Annotated in this window: 18 protein-coding genes; 8 read left to right on the forward strand and 10 right to left on the reverse strand. The window is 69.7% G+C overall.

Features of this window, described 5'->3' with window-relative positions:
* Positions 1–93: 93 nt before the first annotated feature.
* Positions 94–804, reverse strand: coding sequence for an IclR family transcriptional regulator (locus ACIQLD_RS17065; protein WP_402609902.1), 711 nt, complete (start codon positions 802–804; stop codon positions 94–96).
* Positions 805–964: 160 nt separating this feature from the next.
* Between ACIQLD_RS17065 and ACIQLD_RS17070 the strand changes: the two genes are divergently transcribed.
* The 6 genes from ACIQLD_RS17070 to ACIQLD_RS17095 all read left to right on the forward strand — a co-directional run bounded on the left by ACIQLD_RS17070 (position 965) and on the right by ACIQLD_RS17095 (position 7,105).
* Positions 965–2,836: an FAD-dependent monooxygenase gene (locus ACIQLD_RS17070; protein WP_402609904.1), complete on the forward strand. Its 1,872-nt coding sequence runs from the start codon at positions 965–967 to the stop codon at positions 2,834–2,836.
* Positions 2,837–3,021: 185 nt separating this feature from the next.
* Positions 3,022–3,996: an ABC transporter ATP-binding protein gene (locus ACIQLD_RS17075; RefSeq protein WP_402609905.1), complete on the forward strand. Its 975-nt coding sequence runs from the start codon at positions 3,022–3,024 to the stop codon at positions 3,994–3,996.
* Between the two features lies 1 nt (position 3,997).
* Positions 3,998–4,753, forward strand: a complete 756-nt coding sequence (locus tag ACIQLD_RS17080) for an ABC transporter permease (protein WP_402609907.1) — start codon at positions 3,998–4,000, stop codon at positions 4,751–4,753.
* A 40-nt stretch (positions 4,754–4,793) separates the two neighbouring features.
* Entirely contained in the window at positions 4,794–5,987 is a 1,194-nt protein-coding gene (locus tag ACIQLD_RS17085) for a sensor histidine kinase (protein WP_402609909.1), read from the forward strand.
* Entirely contained in the window at positions 5,981–6,613 is a 633-nt protein-coding gene (locus ACIQLD_RS17090) for a response regulator (RefSeq protein ID WP_402609911.1), read from the forward strand. The genes ACIQLD_RS17085 and ACIQLD_RS17090 overlap by 7 nt, the downstream gene beginning before the upstream one ends.
* A gap of 117 nt (positions 6,614–6,730) precedes the next feature.
* Entirely contained in the window at positions 6,731–7,105 is a 375-nt protein-coding gene (locus ACIQLD_RS17095; protein WP_402609913.1) for a VOC family protein, read from the forward strand.
* Here the strand turns inward: ACIQLD_RS17095 and ACIQLD_RS17100 are convergent.
* A complete protein-coding gene (locus ACIQLD_RS17100) occupies positions 7,093–7,497 on the reverse strand; it encodes a VOC family protein (RefSeq protein ID WP_402609915.1) in 405 nt (134 codons plus the stop codon). The two genes, ACIQLD_RS17095 and ACIQLD_RS17100, sit on opposite strands and share 13 nt — an antisense overlap.
* Before the next feature lie 169 nt (positions 7,498–7,666).
* Between ACIQLD_RS17100 and ACIQLD_RS17105 the strand changes: the two genes are divergently transcribed.
* The gene (locus ACIQLD_RS17105) at positions 7,667–9,583 is read left to right on the forward strand and encodes an endonuclease/exonuclease/phosphatase family protein (RefSeq protein ID WP_402609917.1); all 1,917 of its coding nucleotides are present in this window, start codon (positions 7,667–7,669) and stop codon (positions 9,581–9,583) included.
* Between the two features lie 84 nt (positions 9,584–9,667).
* Here the strand turns inward: ACIQLD_RS17105 and ACIQLD_RS17110 are convergent, their stop codons facing one another.
* Entirely contained in the window at positions 9,668–11,317 is a 1,650-nt protein-coding gene (locus ACIQLD_RS17110; protein ID WP_402609919.1) for a thiamine pyrophosphate-binding protein, read from the reverse strand.
* Positions 11,318–11,480: 163 nt separating this feature from the next.
* On the opposite strand from ACIQLD_RS17110, the gene ACIQLD_RS17115 reads away from it, so the two are divergent.
* On the forward strand, positions 11,481–11,990 hold the full coding sequence (locus ACIQLD_RS17115) for a phosphoribosyltransferase (protein WP_021198813.1): 510 nt from the start codon (positions 11,481–11,483) through the stop codon (positions 11,988–11,990).
* 18 nt (positions 11,991–12,008) lie between these two features.
* Here the strand turns inward: ACIQLD_RS17115 and ACIQLD_RS17120 are convergent, their stop codons facing one another.
* The 7 genes from ACIQLD_RS17120 to paaA form a co-directional block, all read right to left on the reverse strand.
* The gene (locus ACIQLD_RS17120) at positions 12,009–13,532 is read right to left on the reverse strand and encodes an ATP-dependent DNA ligase (RefSeq protein WP_402609921.1); all 1,524 of its coding nucleotides are present in this window, start codon (positions 13,530–13,532) and stop codon (positions 12,009–12,011) included.
* Between the two features lie 160 nt (positions 13,533–13,692).
* Positions 13,693–14,463, reverse strand: a complete 771-nt coding sequence (locus tag ACIQLD_RS17125; protein ID WP_402609923.1) for an enoyl-CoA hydratase/isomerase family protein — start codon at positions 14,461–14,463, stop codon at positions 13,693–13,695.
* Between the two features lie 11 nt (positions 14,464–14,474).
* Positions 14,475–15,638 carry a 1,2-phenylacetyl-CoA epoxidase subunit PaaE gene (gene paaE, locus ACIQLD_RS17130; protein ID WP_402609925.1) on the reverse strand — a complete coding sequence of 388 codons (1,164 nt, stop codon included), beginning with the start codon at positions 15,636–15,638 and terminating at the stop codon, positions 14,475–14,477.
* Between the two features lies 1 nt (position 15,639).
* Positions 15,640–16,134 (reverse strand): 1,2-phenylacetyl-CoA epoxidase subunit PaaD, encoded by a 495-nt coding sequence (gene paaD, locus ACIQLD_RS17135; RefSeq protein WP_402609927.1) that lies wholly within the window; start codon positions 16,132–16,134, stop codon positions 15,640–15,642.
* Positions 16,128–16,979, reverse strand: coding sequence for a 1,2-phenylacetyl-CoA epoxidase subunit PaaC (gene paaC / locus ACIQLD_RS17140; RefSeq protein ID WP_402609929.1), 852 nt, complete (start codon positions 16,977–16,979; stop codon positions 16,128–16,130). The genes paaD and paaC overlap by 7 nt, the downstream gene beginning before the upstream one ends.
* Entirely contained in the window at positions 16,976–17,281 is a 306-nt protein-coding gene (paaB, locus tag ACIQLD_RS17145) for a 1,2-phenylacetyl-CoA epoxidase subunit PaaB (protein ID WP_017828375.1), read from the reverse strand. The genes paaC and paaB overlap by 4 nt, the downstream gene beginning before the upstream one ends.
* Positions 17,281–18,255, reverse strand: a complete 975-nt coding sequence (gene paaA, locus ACIQLD_RS17150) for a 1,2-phenylacetyl-CoA epoxidase subunit PaaA (protein ID WP_402609931.1) — start codon at positions 18,253–18,255, stop codon at positions 17,281–17,283. The genes paaB and paaA overlap by 1 nt, the downstream gene beginning before the upstream one ends.
* Positions 18,256–18,333: the final 78 nt, after the last annotated feature.

Below are 18,333 nucleotides of genomic sequence, written 5' to 3' on the forward strand. Positions count from 1 at the left end.
GAGGCCGGAGCCTTCGTGTGTGGCGAGGCCGGAGCCTTCGTGTGGGGCGAGGCCGGAGCCTTCGTGTGGAGCGAAGGGGAGGCGGAAGGCGGATCAGCCGTCGAGGGCTTCGCGGACGACGGCTGCCGAGCGCTGCAGTCGTGCGGCGATCTCGGCATCGTCGAGGTCTGTGGCGACGTGCACGACGGCGATCGCCGCGGGGCGCTGTCCGCGGAGGGCGAGCGGGACCGCGACGGACTGCACGGTGGGGATGACCTCGTCGTGGCTGGTCGCATAACCGCGGCTGCGTGTCGCATCGACGTCGGCGGGGAGCGATGACGGGACCGCTGCGGGCCAGTCTCCCTCCGCGACCTGCGCGAGGATCGCCTTGCCCGGTGCGCCGACGGTGACGGGGTGCCGGGCTCCCGGTCGCTGCGCGACGCTTGCGACGGCATGCCGCGGTTCGACGCTGGCCAGCGTGATGCACTCGGTGCCGTCGAGGACGGCGAGGAAGCATGTCATGCCGAGCTCGTTGGCGATCGCCGTGAGCTCGGGAAGCGCCTCGGCCTGCAGGTCGTGGGCGACCCCGGCCGCGAGCGCTGCCATGCGCGCCCCGAGACTCACGGCGCCTGCGGCGTCGCGCGTGACCAGCCCGTGGTCTTCGAGCGTGCGCAGCAGGCGATACGCGATCGAGCGGTGCACGCCGAGACGGGACGCGATCTCGTCGATCGTGAGCGGGCCGCTGGCATCGGACAGCACCTCGAGGATGCGGATGCCGCGGCTGAGAGTCTGCGAGGCGGGGGAGGTGGTCGTGCTGTCGGGCATGCGGGCTCCCTTGCGATCACGGACGGCGCGGTTTAGGCTGTGTTCAATAGTAGAACTCCTTGTTCGAATATAGAACACGAGGGTTCCGGGTGCAACACCGGATCGGCCAGCTCCGACACAGACAACACCCGACGATGACGTCCGGAAGGAATCGACGACGATGCAGTTCCACCACCACGGTTACGTCTCCGCTGACCCGCGCGTGCAGGATGCCGCGGGCATCGGCGCCGACCGCACCGCCGACCTCCCCGACGAGATCGACGTGCTCATCGTCGGATCGGGGCCTGCGGGAATGCTGCTCGCCGCCCAGATGGCGCAGTACCCGGACATCTCCACCCGCATCATCGAGAAGCGCGACGGACGCCTGCCGCTCGGTCAGGCCGACGGCATCCAGCCGCGCAGCGTCGAGACGTTCCAAGCGTTCGGATTCGCGGAGCGGATCGTCGCGGAGGCGTACAACATCGGCTGGATGAACTTCTGGGGACCGAACCCCGACAAGCGCGGCGAGATCGTCCGCACCTCGCGCACCTCCGACTACGCCTACGACATCTGCGAGTTCCCGCACCTGATCGTCAATCAGGCCCGCGTGCTCGACTACTTCGCCGAGGCCGCGGCGAACGGACCGGGGCGCATCGTCCCCGACTACGGGGTCGAGTTCACCGGCCTCACGGTGCACGACGAGGGGGAGTACCCCGTCGAGGTCGGCATCCGCTACGTCGCAGGCGAGCGGGCAGGCGAGGAGCGCACCGTGCACGCCAAGTTCGTCGCCGGGTGCGACGGCGCCCGCAGCGGTGTGCGTCAGGCGATCGGACGCACGCACGTGGGGGCCTCGGCCGCTCATGCCTGGGGCGTCATGGACGTGCTCGTCAACACCGACTTCCCGGATTGGCGCACCAAGTGCGCGATCAACTCCGAAGCGGGCAACATCCTGCACATCCCGCGAGAGGGCGGATACCTCTCGCGCATGTACATCGACCTCGGTGAAGTCGCCGAGGACGATGACCACCGGGTGCGGCAGACGCCCATCGAGGAGATCATCCGCCGCGCGAACGAGATCCTGCATCCGTACACGCTCGACGTGCGCGAAGTCGCCTGGCACAGTGTGTACGAGGTCGGCCACCGGGTCACCGACGGCTTCGACGACGTGATCGACGGCTCGGGACGGACCCCCCGGGTGTTCCTCACCGGCGACGCCTGCCATACGCACAGCGCCAAGGCGGGCCAAGGCATGAACGTGTCGATGCAGGACGGCTTCAACCTCGGCTGGAAGCTCGGGTCGGTACTGACGGGCCGCGCTCCGGAAGCCCTGCTGGCCACGTATGGCGCGGAGCGGCGGCCCGTGGCCCAGCAGCTGATCGACTTCGACCGCGAGTGGTCGAGCCTCATGGCTCGAAAGCCCGAGGAGATCTCCGACCCCAACGAGTTGGCGACCTACTACCTCGCCACGGCCGAGTTCCCTTCCGGATTCATGACGCAGTACACCTCGTCGATGATCACCGGCACCGACGCGCACCAGGCGCTCGCCACGGGCTACCCGCTGGGCAAGCGGTTCAAGTCGGCCGAGGTGGTGCGCGTCGGCGACGGCAACGTCGTGCACCTCGGGCACCACGCGAAGGCCGACGGCCGCTGGCGCGTGTACGCATTCGGCGACCGCACCGCTGAGGCGCTCGCCGCGTGGGCGGAGAACGCGGAGCCGTTGTTCGCACGCTTCACGCCGGAGGACGCCGACGTCGATGCGGTCTTCGACGTCAAGGCGGTCTATCAGCAGCCGTTCGAAGAGGTCGAGGTCACCTCGGCCCCCGCGCTGTTCCAGCCGAAGACCGGGCCGCTCGGACTCACCGACTGGGAGAAGGTGTACGCGGCTGGTCCCAGCAAGTGGACCGAGACCGACATCTTCGCCGCGCGGGAGCTTTCGCGCGACGGGGTGGTGGTCGTGGTGCGGCCAGACCAGTACGTGGCGGCGATCCTGCCGCTGCATGACACGACCGAGCTGGCCGACTTCCTCGAGGCGGCGCTGCTTCCGGCGCGTTGAGGTCCCGGGCTCCGCTCCGTGTCGGGCGGAGATCTCCTCGACGGGCGGAGGGTCGGCCCCGGTCGTTCCGCCCGAGGGTGAGTTCTCCTCCCGGGGCGGCGGCGCGCCTGGACATGACACGTGTCACGTCGAGGAGATGACACTGCCCTCCGGCACGCACGGCCTCAGCGGACGAGGCTGGAGGCATGAACAACTCCTCTGTTGACGGGACGGCGACGCGGGTCACCGCCCGACCGGCATCCGCTGCTCCGGACGACGACCCGGTGGTGCTCGAACTGAGCGCCGTGAAACGACACTTCGGCACCGGCGACCGCCGGGTGCAGGCCGTCGACGGGGTCGACCTGTCGATTCGGCGCGGTGAGGTCGTCGCGCTGCTGGGGCCGAACGGCGCGGGCAAGACGACCACGCTCGACATGCTCCTCGGGCTCACGGAGCCCAGCAGCGGCTCCGTCCGGGTGCTCGGGGTGACACCGGACCGCGCCACCTCGAGCGGTGCGATCGGGGCGGTGCTGCAGACCGGCGGGCTGCTCGGAGACCTGACCGTCGGAGAGACCGTGCGCCTCATCGCCTCCCTCTACGGTGCAGAGGCACTCGGTCGGGTGCCCGATGTCATGGCGCGTGCCGACCTCGAGCACCTCGCCCGTCGGCGTGTCTCGAAGTGCTCCGGCGGTGAGCAGCAGCGCGTGAAGTTCGCGCTCGCGATGGTCTCCGACCCCGACATCCTGGTGCTCGACGAACCCACGGCCGGCATGGACGTCACGGCCCGACGCCACTTCTGGGACGTGATGCGCGCGGATGCGGATGCCGGGCGCACGATCGTCTTCGCCACGCACTACCTCGAGGAGGCGGAGCAGTTCGCCCGGCGGACCGTGGTGATGCATCGCGGATCGGTGGTCGCGGACGCCCCCACGGCGCTGCTGCGCGCCAGCCTCGGGGAGCGGACCGTCTCGGCGACGGTCGACCAGGATGCGGCGGCGCTCGTCACCGTGCTGAGTGCGACCGATGGCGTCGCCGGCGTGCGGCTCGACGGAGATCGCCTGAGCCTGCGCGCCGCGGATTCCGATGCCGCCGCCCGCATCCTGCTCGAAGGCGGCGCCCACGACCTGGAGATCGCCGCGCCCACCCTCGAAACCGCCTTCACAGCTCTTACGGAGAACTGACATGCTCGTCTCACCCACCATGCTGCGCATCGAAGGCGTCCGCCAGCTGCGCAACCCCTACACGCTCGCGTTCACCCTGGCGATGCCGGTCGCGATGTATCTGCTGTTCGGAGCCGGGATGGGCTACGGATCGCTCTCGGCCGGTCATGGGAACGTCTCGTTCTACGTCATGACCTCGATGGCCGCCTACGGCACGGCGGTCGCGATGAGCTCACTCACGTCGCTCGCGGCGACCGAGGCGAAACAGGGATGGGGGCGTCAACTCGCGATGACCCCGCTCACCACGGCAGGGTACGCGTTGACGAAGCTGCTCACCGCCGTCGCCTTCGCGGCGCTGGCACTGGTGGCGGTGTTCACCGCGGGGACGATGACCGGTGCCGCGGCGGAAGACGCCTGGCGCTGGGTCGCGACGGCGGGCATCATCCTCGGGATCGGCCTCATGTACGGGCTCTTCGGCCTCGGTGTCGGACTGTTCTTCAGCTCCGACTCGGCGGCGGCCCTCGCCTCGATCTCGATGACGTTCTTCGCGTTCTTCGGCAACGTCTTCATGCCGCTCGACGGTGTGATGCTCGACATCGCCCGCTTCACCCCCCTGTACGGCTTCGTCGCCCTGAGTCGGTGGCCTCTCACTGACGGGGTGCTCACGACAGGGCAGACCGACCCGCTGTGGATGCTGTTCCTCAACGTCGCCGTCTGGCTCGCGCTGTTCGCCCTTCTCGTCATGATGGGGATGAAGCGCTCCCGGGCGAGGCAGTGACGGCCCCGACGGCGGCGCGCCGCGACAGTAGGTTGGACGGATGACGCGACACACGAACCCGGAGCGTCCGGAGACGCCGGGGCCCGCCCACGATGCCGCGAAGCTCGCGGCCGCGGGCGCGGCCCCTGCGGCATGGGCGGCTCCCGGGGCGCGCCGCGATGCGGGAAAGGACCCGTGGGCGCGATTCGGCTGGCTGATGGCCGTGATCTGGCTCGTGTTCCTCGTCTATCCGGTGATCGCGCTGCTGGGCTCGGACGCGTCGATCGCGTGGGTGAGCGCGGGGTGGGTCGCACTGGTCGCATTCGTCGCGCTGTACGTGACCGGATTCATGCACGGCATGCGGGGCGGTGGCGGGCTCGGCCGCACGCCCTCGCGGAGGCAGTGGATCACGTTCGGGGCCCTCATCGTGTGCGTGCTGATCTCGGTGCCGGCCGAGGGGGGAGCTGCCCTCAGCTTCCTGCCCTTCATCATGTCGTTCGCCTCCTACGGGCTGACGCGCGTGTGGCACTGGATCACGACGATCGCCGCTGTCACCGTGACAGCGCTGTGCGTCTTCCTGCTTCCCGGTGGGATCAACTACCTGTCGGTCCTCGCGATCGTGGCACTGCTCGGCGTGGTCAACACGGTCTCGACCTGGCTCATCCTGCGCTCGGCGGAGGCGGAGCGGCTCGGCCTCGAGCTCGCGACCAGCGAGGGGCGCGAAGCGGTGGCGCGCGATGTGCACGACCTGATCGGGCACTCGTTGACGGTCGTCGGGCTCAAGGCGCAGCTGGTGCGGCGGCTGATGGACTCCGACCCGGAGCGAGCCAAGGCCGAGCTGGCCGATATCGAGCGCCTCACCGCCGAGGCGATCGCCGGTGTCCGCTCGACGGTGTCCGGCACCCGGGGGACCACGCTCGTCGAACAGCTCGCTTCGTCTCGAGACTCGTTCCGGGCGGCGGACATCGCCCTGGAGGTCGAGGGGGAGCCGAGCGTGCTGTCACCGGTGCAGGCGCTCACCGCGAGCTGGATCCTGCGTGAGGCGACCACGAACACGCTCCGGCATTCACGGGCTCGCACGGTTCGGGTCCTGCTGCTGCCCGGGCGACTGGTGGTGGAGGACGACGGAGTGGGTATGCGCACGACGGAAGGCAACGGCATCCGCGGCATGCGCGAGCGTGCGGCGGCGGCCGGCGCATCGTTCGTGCTCGGCGCGACGGATGACGCGGGCACACGCGTGGAGGTGACGTGGTGAACGCCTCGACCGGCGACATCGGCATCCGACTGCTGATCGCGGATGATCAGGCGCTCGTTCGCGGTGCGCTCGGGGCACTGCTCGATCTGGAGCCTGACCTCGCCGTCGTCGGCATGGCTTCGGATGGTGCGGAAGCCGTGCGCCTCGCGGAGGAGCTGCGACCGGACGTGTGCCTCATGGACATCCAGATGCCAGGGATGGACGGGGTCGAGGCGACTCGGCGCATCCGCGAGGTGAGCGCGAGCACGCGCATCCTCGTCGTGACGACGTTCGCGCGCCCCGGCTACCTGCGCTCCGCCCTGGAGGCCGGTGCCAGCGGGTTCATCGTCAAGGACACGCCCGCCGAGGAGCTGGCCGAAGCCGTGCGACGCGTGCAGTCCGGCCTGCGGGTGCTCGATCCGGCGCTCGCGGCCGACAGCCTGTTCGACGGTGCGAACCCGTTGAGCGATCGGGAGCGGCAGGTTCTGAGGCTCGCGGTGGACGGACGTTCCGCCGCGATGATCGCCGCGGAGGTGTTCCTTTCGGCGGGAACCGTGCGCAACCACCTTTCCGCTGCGATAGGGAAGACCGGGGCGGCGAACCGAGCACAGGCGGTGCGCATCGCCCTCGACAAGGGGTGGATCTGACGTCGGCGTCATCGGTCGGTTCGGACGCTCTGTTCGGGGGTGGTGGGATGTCGGTGCCCCCGCGTACCTTTGGGGCGACGGGCGACGGGCGACGGCGCCCGACGGGAGGAGTGCCTGATGGACTGGAAGATCGAACTCATCTTCGTGCCGGTCACCGACGTGGACCGCTCGAAGGCCTTCTACGAGAAGATCGGTTTCAACGCCGACTGGGACCAGACGCCCACCGAGGGGCTGCGCTTCGTGCAGATGACGCCGCCGGGGTCGGCATGCTCGATCGCATTCGGCACCGGCCTGGGCATCGATCTCGAGCCGGGCAGACAGAACACGATCCAGGTCGTCGTGCCGGATGCCGATGAGGCGCTCGCTCACCTGCAGGGTCTGGGGGTGTCCGCCCGCGGGGTGCAGGAACTGGACTGGGGGCGGTTCGTGTCGTTCGACGACCCTGACGGCAACTCCTGGACGCTGCAGCAACTCCCCGACTACGGAGCGTAGGGGCCGGGGTCGGCGACGATCTCGACCTTGAAGCCGGAGGCGTTCTCGAGCCACCCGGCGTAATGCCGGTTGCCGCCGGCGTGAGGATAGCGGTCGGCGTAGAGCGGGTTCCAGCCGTGGGCAGGCGCTTGCGTCATGAGCGCATCGACCGCAGCGCGCGGACCGCCGTGGAACGCGAGATGGTTGAGCCCGGGACGCCGGCGGTCGTGCGTCGGGTCCGACAGATTCGGAGACGTCGTGAGGGTGAGGTAGGCGCTGCCGGCGACCCACGATTCACCGCCGGGCCATTCGCTGTCGAGCGTGAAACCGAGGCGGTGCAGGATCCAGCGCCATTCCGCGCGCACCGCGTCGAGGTCGGCGATCCACAGTTCGACGTGATGAAAACCCGGCATGGTCCGAGTCTGCCAGGCGTGGGCGGAGCGGACGACGCCCACGGTGGTTCCCCGCACCGGCCACCATTCGCCGCGCCACTCGCGACCGGCATTCACCTCGAGGTCACGAGCCGGTCATCCGACGCCCGTACCGTCTCGACGGACCGCGCTTCGAAAGGACCTCTTCGCAATGACCTTCCCCTCCCGGCCGAAGCGAGGGCGACTCGCTCTCCTCGGTGCAGCCATCGCTCTCGCCGGAATCCTCGTGGCCCCGCCCGCGCACGCGTCAGACGGATCGCTCGCCGTCGACTCTCCGAGCATTGCGATCGATGACACCGCGACGTTCACGTTCGATGCCGGCACGGCTGTTCACGACCGCAACTGGATCGGCATCTATCGCGACGGCGTGGTTCCCGGCGGCCCGGCATCCCTGGACTGGCGATACGTTCCCGCCGCGGCCGGCGAGGTCACCTGGAACCCGTCGACGCGCGAGGGATGGACCCGCAACTCAGCGACGATGGGAGCGGGGGAGTACGACATCTATCTCCTCGAGGACGACGGCTACAACGTGCTCGCCGGACCCATCGACCTCACCGTCGCAGACGATGACGCCGAACCTCCCGTCACCCCCGCCGAGCCGAAGCCGGAGATCGAGGGGAAGAGCGGCCTCAACGTGCTGACGTTCAACGTGTGGCACGGCGGCACGCAGGTCGCCGACGGGGCGCGGCAGATCGCCGACATCATCACGCAGACCGATGCCGACGTGACGTTCCTGCCCGAGGTGGGTCAGGCCCCCGCCCAGGTCGCGGCGCTGCTCGGCTACCAGCACCTCACCGCGACCGACACCGGCATCGTCTCGCGGTATCCGATCGTCTCCACCGACACGGTCGGCCGCTGGTGGTCGAAAGCGGTGCTCGATGTGAACGGCTCCGAGGTGGTCGTCTACGGCGGTCACCTGGAGTACCGCTGGTACACGACCTACCTTCCGCGGGGGTACGGCGGCGAGGTCCTCGGCGACTGGCCGACCGGTTGGAACACCTGGAACAAGCTCGGCGCTCCCGTGACCGATGTCGAGGCGATCCTGAAGGCGAACGAGCAGTCCGGCCGGCCCGCTGCGGCTGCGGATCTCGTCGCCGACATCGACGCCGAGCGAACGGCGGGACGACTCGCCATCGTGGGCGGAGACTTCAACGAACCACCCTCGCAGGACTGGACGGCAGCCACCGCGGGGCTCTTCGATCACAACGGCGTCGTCGTCCCCTGGCAGACGACCCAGACGCTGCTCGACGGGGGACTCGTCGACGCCTTCCGCACGGTGCACCCCGACCCTGTGACGAACCCTGGCTTCACGTGGCCTTCGGACAACCCGCTGTTCCCCACGTCATCGCTCACCTGGGCGCCGGAGGCGGACGAGCGCGACCGCATCGACTACATCTTCGCGACGCCGGACGGGCGGCTCTCGATCGACGGAGCGGCCGTGGTCGGCCCACAGTCGACCATCGTGCGCAACGCCCGCATCGTCGACGACAGCGCCGACGAGATCTTCACTCCGGATGCCGTCTGGCCCTCCGATCACAAGGCGGTCCTGGCGAACTTCACGGTCTGCGACGAGGGGTGCGCGAAGCCCGATCCCGAGCAGCCGAACGTGCAGCTCGGCGCGGCCTCGGTCGCCGCCGGGAGCGACCTCACGATCTCGGGTACCGATTTCTCCGCCACGACCGCGCTGCGGATCGAGCTGCGTTCGACTCCGATGCCGCTCGGGACGGCGACCACGGATGCGTCGGGCGCGTTCCGTGCGACCGTCACCGTTCCGGCGGACGCATCCCCCGGGGCTCACAGCATCGTCGTCATCGACCCCGATGGTGCGGAGACGACCGTCGCGCTCACCGTGACGCCTCCTGCCGGTGGCGGAACGCCAGGGGGTGCCCCGGGTGGCGCACCCGGCACCGGGGGAGCCGCAGCCCCCGGATCCGGGTCCGGGACGGTGAAGAGTGACAGCCTCGCCACGACCGGCGCCGACAGCACGCCGTTGCTCCTCGGTGGAGCGCTGCTGCTCGGCGTGGGGCTGGGCCTCGTCGTGTGGCGACGGCGTCGGCGTCACGGTTGATCCGACGGGCGGTGCCGGCTCGGCCTCAGCGGCGTGCCGGCATCGCCCGATCCCGATCCCGATCGCGGAGCGGATGCGCCGAGGTCAGGAGTTCACGCGGATGATCTCCTGCTGATACGGCGCGATCACGTCGCCGGAGATGCGCAGATCGAGGAGCAGGAAGGGGCGCGTCGCCGCGTCCTCTTCCGTCCAGCTCGCGAGACGGTCGAGGTCGGCGAGCGTGCGCACCACGACGCCCTCGGCGCCGACCGCGGCACCGAACGCGGCGAAGTCGACCTCGGGGATGCGCATCGGGCCCTCCGCCAGCCCCTTGAGACCGTAGAGGTTCACCTCGGCGCCATAGGCGGCGTCGTTCCAGACCACGGCCATGCCGCGGCCACCGGCAGCGCGCACGGCCGATTCCAGATCGGCGATCGCCATCAGCCCGCCGCCATCGCCCGATGTCAGCACCACGGTCGAATCCCGTCGTGCCAACGCCGCACCGACCACGCTCGGCCATCCCTGACCGATCGACTGGAACGCGGTGCCGACCATCATCATGCGGTCGGGAGCGGCGACCGGCCAGTACATGTTCGCCCACCCGATGAAGTGACCGCCGTCGGACACCACGACGCGGTCCTCCGGGAGCAGCTCGGCGATGCGGCGGGCGGCGGAGCGCGGGTCGAGGCGTCCGTCCGGAGCAAGTTCGTCGCCGGCATCGTACGTGCGCGCGGAAGCGACATCGACCGTCTCGCGCCAGGGCGTCGCCGATCCGGCGGATCCGATCCGGGCGACGAGCTCCTCCGCGGCCAGCCGGGCGTCGGCACGCACGAAGCCTCCGACGTGCGCGTGCGTCGCGGCCGGCGCGATGTCGATCTGGAAGACGCGCGTGCCCGGAGCGAACAGCTCGCCGAACCGCATCGTGAACTGGTTCAGGGCTGCGCCGAACACGACGGCGACGTCCGCCGTGCGCACGAGCTCCATCGCGCCGTCGGCACCGAAGCCGCCGGTCACCCCGAGGTCGTACCTGGTGTCGGGGAACACTCCGCGGCCGAGGGCCGACGATGCGGTGAGGGCGCCCGTCGCGGCGGCCAGTTCTCCCAGCGCGGCGCTCGCTCCTGACAGCCACGCGCCGCGACCGGCGAGCAGGAACGGTCGCTCGGCACCTGCCAGCGCGGCGGCGATCTCGTCGAGCATCGCGTCGGCGAACTCCCCGCGCGGGGCGAGCGCAGCGGGGATACGCGGAGCCGGGGCCTCCGGGACTTCGCCCGCTTCGAGCGCCGCGACGTCGTATGGGATCGCGAGGACCACCGGCACCCGGTAGGTGAGGGCGTGTTCGATCGCGATCACCGTGGTGGCGGCGGCATCCGCGCGTCCGACGGTATAGGTGCGGGCGCCGACCGCGGAGGCGAGGGCGATCTGGTCGACGTCCCACGGGCGTGGGCCGGACGTGGGCTCGTCTCCGACGACGAGCACGAGCGGCACGTGCGCCTGCACGGCTTCTGCGAGCGCGGTCAGGGTGTTCGTGAAACCGGCGCCGTACGTCGACGTGCCGGCGGCGATGCGACCCGACGCCCGGAAGTGGGCGTCGGCGGCGACCACGGCACCCTGCTCGTGGCGGACGGCGGTGAACACGGCATCCGTCTGCGTCTCGATCGCGTCGAGGAAGTAGGCGTTGCCGTTGCCCATCACCCCGAACACGGCGTCGACGTGCTGAGCGAGGGTGAGGGCGACGTGCGCGGAGACGGTGGGCATGCGAAAGCCTTTCGAGACAGGGACGGAGGTAGTGCGGAATCCGTATGTGTCTCGCCTCTGCGTCTTCGCGGAGCGCTTCGTGCCTCTTTTTCAGGCACCGGCCGGGCCGGACCCGCTCAGTCTACCGGCGGGAGAGCCTTGCGGAATGCGGGAGAATGCAGGAATGACTGATGCAGAGATCGAGCGCGAGACACTCACCTGGGACGGCTTCGGAGCGGCGACGCGCGATCTGGCACGGAACATCCTCGACAGCGGCTTCATGCCCGAGGTCGTCGTGGCCATCGCGCGCGGCGGACTCCTCCCGGCAGGCGCGATCGCCTATGGTCTCGGTGCCAAGAACTGCGGAGCGATCAATGTCGAGTTCTACACCGGCATCGGCACCGTGCTCGACGCGCCGGAGGTGCTGCCTCCCGAGCTCGACATGGCGTACCTGGACGGGCGCCGCGTGCTGCTCGTCGACGACGTCGCGGATTCGGGTCGCACCCTCGCCCTGGCCGTGCAGCTGCTGAAGGACAAGGGCGCCGACGTGCGGTCGGTCACGATCTACACCAAGCCGTCGACGATCATCCAGCCCGACTTCGCCTGGAAGGACACCGACCTCTGGATCGACTTCCCCTGGTCGTTCCGCGGAACCGTCCGCGAAGAGGATCAGGGGCTCGCGCCCTCCGCCTGAGCCTGCTGCGCAGGGGGGTCACGCGTGCAGCATCGAACGCAACGTCTGGATGGTGTCGGCTTCGGTCGGAGCCTTGTCGGGGCGGTATCCCTTCACGCGGGCGAAACGCAGCGCGAGGCCGCCCGGATACCGCGGTGAGCGCTGCACGCCGTCGATCGCGATCTCCACGACGAGCTCGGGCCGCAGGAACACGGTCGACGCGGTGCGGTGCGACTCGTGCTCGGGGAACTCCGCGGTCTGCCACCGCAGCAGCTCGTCGGTGAGTCCTTTGAACGTCTTGCCGACCATGACGAAGCCGCCGGGATCGCCGAACTCACCGGCGGGATCGCGCGCGCCCAGGTGCAGGTTCGAGAGCCATCCGCGACGGCGGCCGGAGCCCCACTCCGCGCCGAGGACCACCAGATCGAAGGTCAGCACGGGTTTGACCTTGACCCAGGACTTGCCTCGACGACCGGCTGCGTAGGGGGCGTCGATCGCCTTGACCACGACTCCCTCGTGGCCCGCGGCGAGGGCCTCGCGCGAGAGACGTTCGGCGGCATCCGGATCGGCCGTGACGAGGCCGGGCATCCGCCAGTCGCCGGCCACGCGTTCCAGTTCGGCCAGCCGCACGGACAGCGGCTCGTCGATCAGATCGCGCCCATCCACGTGCAGCACGTCGAAGAACCACGGTCGCAGGACGAGCTCGCGCGACACATCGGCGCCGAACCGCGACATGGTCTCCTGAAACGGGCGCGGCCCGCCGTCTTCGTCGAGCGAGAGCGTCTCGCCGTCGAGGATGACATCGTGCACGGGAAGTGCGCGCACGATCTCGACGAGCTCCGGCACCCGGTGCGTGATGTCGGCCAGGCTCCGCGTGTAGACGCCGACCTCGTCTCCGTGACGGTGCACCTGGATGCGGGCGCCGTCGAGCTTGTACTCCACCGATGCGGTGCCGGTGATCGCGAGCGCAGCGGAGGGCGTCGGCGCGGTGGCCGCCAGCATCGGCAGGACGGGGCGTCCGACCTGAAGACCGATGGCCTCGAGGGCATCGGCGTCGTCGGCGAGGGCGACTCGCGCGGTCTCCCCGAGGTCACCGGAGAGCATGGCCGCGCGCCGCACGAGGGCGAGGGGGCGGTCGGCTGCTCTCGCGATCGAGTCGAGGAGCACGCCGGACAACGCCCCCGTGCGGAGTTCGCCGAGCATGGCGCGGACCAGGAAGTCCCACTCCGCCGCCGTGGCGCGCGACGCGAGCTCGACGAGGATGCCCGTGCGGGTGGCCGTCGAGCCGGAACCGGACGCCGCGGCGAGGGCGTCGAGCGAGGTGTCGACATCGCCCACGGTCAGCGTGGGATCGTCGGCGTGCGCGATCTCGATGGCTGTGAGCCCCCGCCATCCGACGCCGAGTCGGCCCTGACGTGGGGAGGCCAGCAGCAGTCCCACGAGCGTTGCGATCTCATCTGGGGCGGATCGTGCCAGCAGTCGCGCCAGGGCATCGACTTTCGCGAGCCGAGACGCCGTGGCGGAGACCTCATCTGTCGCGGAGACGACCTCGGAGAGCATCATCCCGGTATTGTCGCACCGGCCACCGACGCTGGACAGGAGACGGATTCAGGCCGATGCGCCGATTCAGGCCGATCGTCGCCCGAACTGCCTGATGCGGCGCGACTGCCTGATGCCGCGTGAGTCGGGTCCCCGCTCGGGCACGCGTGAGCGGGGCGAGGCGTCAGCGTCCACGGAACTCGGGCTTCCGCTTCTCCTGGAACGCCGCGAACCCTTCCCTGTAGTCGTCGGTGTCGCACAGTGCGGCCTGGGCGGCATTCTCGATGCCGACCGCATCCCAGAGCGTGAGCCGCTCGTCGCGGATGCGGGTGATGAGCTCCTTGCTCGCCAGGAACGCCGCCGTGGCGCCGCGCGCCGCCGTCGATGCGGCATCCGTCGTCGCCTGCACGACCTCGTCGTCGGGGAACACGCGCGAGAACAGGCCCGATGCCACGGCCTCCGCTCCACTCATCAGCCGCCCCGTGTAGATCAGGTCGAGAGTCTTGTGTGCGCCGAGCCGCTCGAGGAACAGGGCGTGGCCGCCGGAGTCGAGCGTCGCACCGAGCGCCGCGAACGGGGAGCCGATCTTCGCCGACTCCGCCACGTACACGACATCCGTCGCGATGAGCAGCCCGAGACCCACACCGAGGCACGCTCCGTGCGCGACGGCGAACGTCGGCGCGGGGAATCGTGACATTCGTTGCAGCAACGGCGTCACACGTCCGTCGAGATAACCGAGCACATCGTCATCCCGAGGATCGACGCCGGAGATGTCGCGGCCCGCGCAGAACCCGCGCCCCTCGCCGCGGAGCACGAGCGCTCGCACGCCCGCCGCCTCCGCCTCGACATAAGCCGCATCCAGTTCGGTGAGGGCCTGCTCGTCGAGGGCGTTGAGCTTCGACGGCGCGTTCAGGACGATCGTGGCGACGTCGTCGGCGATGGTGAGGTCGATCATCAGGTCTCCGGTCAGACGTCGTAGTCGACGACCACGCGGTCGCTGGTCGGGTGGGACTGGCAGGTGAGCACGAACCCGCGCTCGAGTTCGTCGGGCTCGAGCGCGTAGTTCTCGGTCAGGGTCACACTGCCCTCGATCACGCGGGCGCGGCAGGTGCCGCACACACCGCCAGCGCAGGCGAACGGAGCGTCGGGCCGCACGCGCAGCGCCGCGTTGAGCACCGACTCGTGCGCATCCACCGGACTCTCCACGGTCGACGAGACGCCGTCGAGCGTGACCTCGATGCGCACGGTCTTCTCACCGGCGCGCACCTGCACAGGCCGGGCCGCCCGTGCCGGTTCGTCGCCGGTCGTGAACAGCTCGAAGCGGATGTGCGAGCGGTCCACCCCGACGTCGGCCAGCACCTCGCGACAGAGGTCGACCAGGGCGAGCGGTCCGCACAGGAACCACTCGTCGACGGTCGACGGCGGGATGAGCGTGCCGAGGATCGTGCGTAGCTTCTGCTCGTCGATCCGGCCAGACAGTACGGGGGCTGCACGCTGCTCCCGAGACAGCACGTGGTGCAGCACGAGCCGGGTCGGGTAGCGGTCCTTGAGATCGGCCAGGTCTTCCAGGAACATCACGTCGAGCGTGGCGCGGTTCGTGTAGAGCAGGGTGAACCGCGACGTGTCCGACCGGGTCAGCACCGTGTGCGCGAGCGCCATCAGCGGCGTGATGCCGGAACCGGCGGCGATCCCCACCACATGACGGTCGTCGAGGTCGTCGAGTGCCGAGGTGAAGGTACCCTGCGGGCTCATCACGTCGATCTCGTATCCGGCGTGCAGGCCGGTCTGCGCCCACGTCGAGAAGAGTCCGCCCTCGTCGCGCTTCACGGCGACGCTCAGTCGGGTGTCGTGCCCGTCGTCACGATGCTCCGGTGCGCGGCAGAGCGAGTAGGAGCGCCGCACCTCGACGCCGTCGAGCGTGGTGCGCAGGGCGACGTACTGACCGGGAAGGTGGTCGTAGTCGTCGGCGAGTGCAGCGGGAACCGTGAACGTCACCTCGACCGCGTCGTCGGTGAGCGGGCGCACGTCCTCGACCGTGAGGGTGTGGAAGCGGGCGCGCTTCCGAGGGGAGGTCGCGCGTGCGGCCGTCGCCCGCGGCGAGGGTGCGGGAGCCGAGGTGAAGAGCGACATGTCAGTGCACCTTGAAGTGATCGAAGGGTTCGAGGCAGGCGCGGCACTCGAACAGCGCCTTGCACGAGGTGGAGCCGAAGTGGGAGACCTCCCGGGTGTCGAGCGAGCCGCATCGCGGGCACCGCACGCTCAACGCCAGGCGGATCGGGCCGGTCGAGACGGCGGCGCGACCGGAGGGCGGCGCGATGCCGTACTCCGCGAGCTTCGTCTTGCCGGCATCCGTCATCCAGTCCGTCGTCCAGGCGGGGGAGAGCACCAGGCGCACATCCACCCGGTCGAAGCCGGCGGCGGTGAGGGCGAGGATCACGTCGTCTCGGATCGTGTCCATCGCGGGGCAGCCGCTGTACGTCGGCGTGATGTCGACGTGGACGACCGTGCCGTCGACCTCGACGGCACGGAGAACGCCGAGGTCTTCGATCGTGAGGACGGGGACCTCCGGGTCGGGAACGGAGGCGGCGATCCGCCAGGCTGCCTGTGTCGGGGTGAGCGTCACCATGTCGCCCCCGGGTGCCGTCGTGCGAGCACCTGCATCTCGGCGAGGATGTGGCCGAGGGGGGTCGCGTGCGCGCCGTGGCGCCCACCCGCCGACGACGGCATCACGTCGGGAACCGTCAGCCCCGCCTCGGTGAAGACGGTCGCGACCACTCCGTCGAACCCGGGACGCAGGCTCGACGGGGCCACGGCCGCATCGCCGAGTCGCTCGATCAGCTCATCGTCGCGGAACAGCTCGTCGACGTATGGCCAGACATCACCGATCGCCCGGATGATGCGGGCGCGGGACTCCTCGGTGCCGCCCGCGAGGCGCAGCATCCACTGAACGGCGTGATCGCGGTGGTAGTCGACTTCTTTGAGCGACTTCTCGGCGATCGCGGCGAACGTCTCATCGCTGCTCCCGCGCAGCGCCGAGTAGAGCTCGAACATGGAGGTCGCCACGACGAACTGCCGGGCGATCGTCTGGGCGAAGTCGCCGTTGGGCTGCTGCACGATCCACGCGCAGCGGAACTCGGGTTCATCGCGGAAGAAGGCGAGGTCGTCTTCGCTGCGGCCGTCGTACGACCCCGCGTAGTGCAGGAACGAGCGCGCGTGGCCGAGCAGGTCGAGGGCGATGTTGCCGAGGGCCACGTCTTCCTCCAGCTCCGGGGCGCGCGAGATCCACGCCCCCAGCTGCTGAGAGAGGATGAGGGCGTCATCGCCGAGACGCAGTGCGTACTCGGCCACGTCGGCGGATGCGGCCACTGCGCCGGTGCCGGAGAGCTCCTGCGAGAGGCGGAGCTCGTCGACCGAGACGTCACCGTGGATGTCGACGTCCGCGTGCGCGGTGCCCGGGCGCGGCGCGCTCACAGGTGCGGGACCCCTTCGGAGGCCGTGTAGTACACGGCGTGGCGGTAGTTCTTGCCCGCGGGACTCTCGAAGTACGCGCCCTTGGCATCGGGGTCGCTCGTGGTGATCGCGTCTGCCGGGGCGACCCAGATCGACACGCCCTCTCCGCGTCGGGTGTAGAGGTCGCGCGCATTGCGGATCGCCATCTCGGCGTCGGGGGCATGCAGCGAGCCGACATGCACATGGCTCAGCCCGCGGTTCGCGCGCACGAAGACCTCCCACAGTGGCCAGGGTTCGCGCTCGTCCGCTCCCGGAGTGGCCATCACGCCACCGCCTTCGTCTTCGATGCCTGCTTGCGGGCGTACTCCGCTGCGGCCTCGCGCACCCAGGCGCCCTCTTCGTGGGCCGTGCGTCGGCGCTCGAGTCTCTCGGCGTTGCACGGCCCGTTGCCGCGCACCACCTCGAAGAACTCGTCCCAGTCGATCTCGCCGATCACGTACTGACCGGTCTGCTCGTCGAAGCGCAGATCGGGGTCGGGCAGGGTCACCCCGAGGATCTCGGCCTGGGGTACGAGCATGCCGACGAACCGCTGGCGCAGCTCGTCGTTCGAGAACCGCTTGATCTTCCACTTCATCGACTGTGCCGAGTTGGGGGACTGGTCGTCGGGCGGCCCGAACATCGCCAGGCTCGGCCAGTACCAGCGGTTCACAGCGTCCTGCGCCATCTCGCGCTGTTCATCGCTGCCCTGCATCAGCGTGAGCAGGATCTCGAAGCCCTGCCGCTGGTGGAACGACTCCTCTTTGCATACGCGCACCATGGCGCGGCCGTACGGACCGTACGACGCGCGGCACAGCGGCACCTGATTGCAGATCGCGGCACCGTCGACGAGCCAGCCGATCGCGCCCATGTCGGCCCAGGTCGGGGTCGGGTAGTTGAAGATCGACGAGTACTTGGCCTTGCCGCTGATGAGTTGGTCCATCATCTCGTCGCGGGTGGTGCCGAGGGTCTGCGCGGCGGAATAGAGGTAGAGGCCGTGCCCGGCTTCATCCTGCACCTTCGCCATCAGGATCGCCTTGCGCTTGAGGCTCGGCGCGCGCGTGATCCAGTTGCCCTCGGGCTGCATGCCGATGATCTCGGAGTGCGCGTGCTGGGAGATCTGCCGCACCAGCGTCTTGCGGTAGGCGTCGGGCATCCAGTCGCGCGGTTCGATGCGCTGCTCGTTCGCGATGAGCTCGTCGAAGAGGCGCTCATCGTCGGAGGGCTCGCCCACCAGGGACAGGTCTGCGGGACTGGTCATCGTCGACTCCTCGGCATCCGGCCAACTTTACTGACCGATCGTTAGGTAATTCTGACACAGAGCCCGGCCGGTTTCAAG

The sequence above is a fragment of the Microbacterium sp. NPDC091662 genome (assembly GCF_044756705.1).
Classification (GTDB): domain Bacteria; phylum Actinomycetota; class Actinomycetes; order Actinomycetales; family Microbacteriaceae; genus Microbacterium.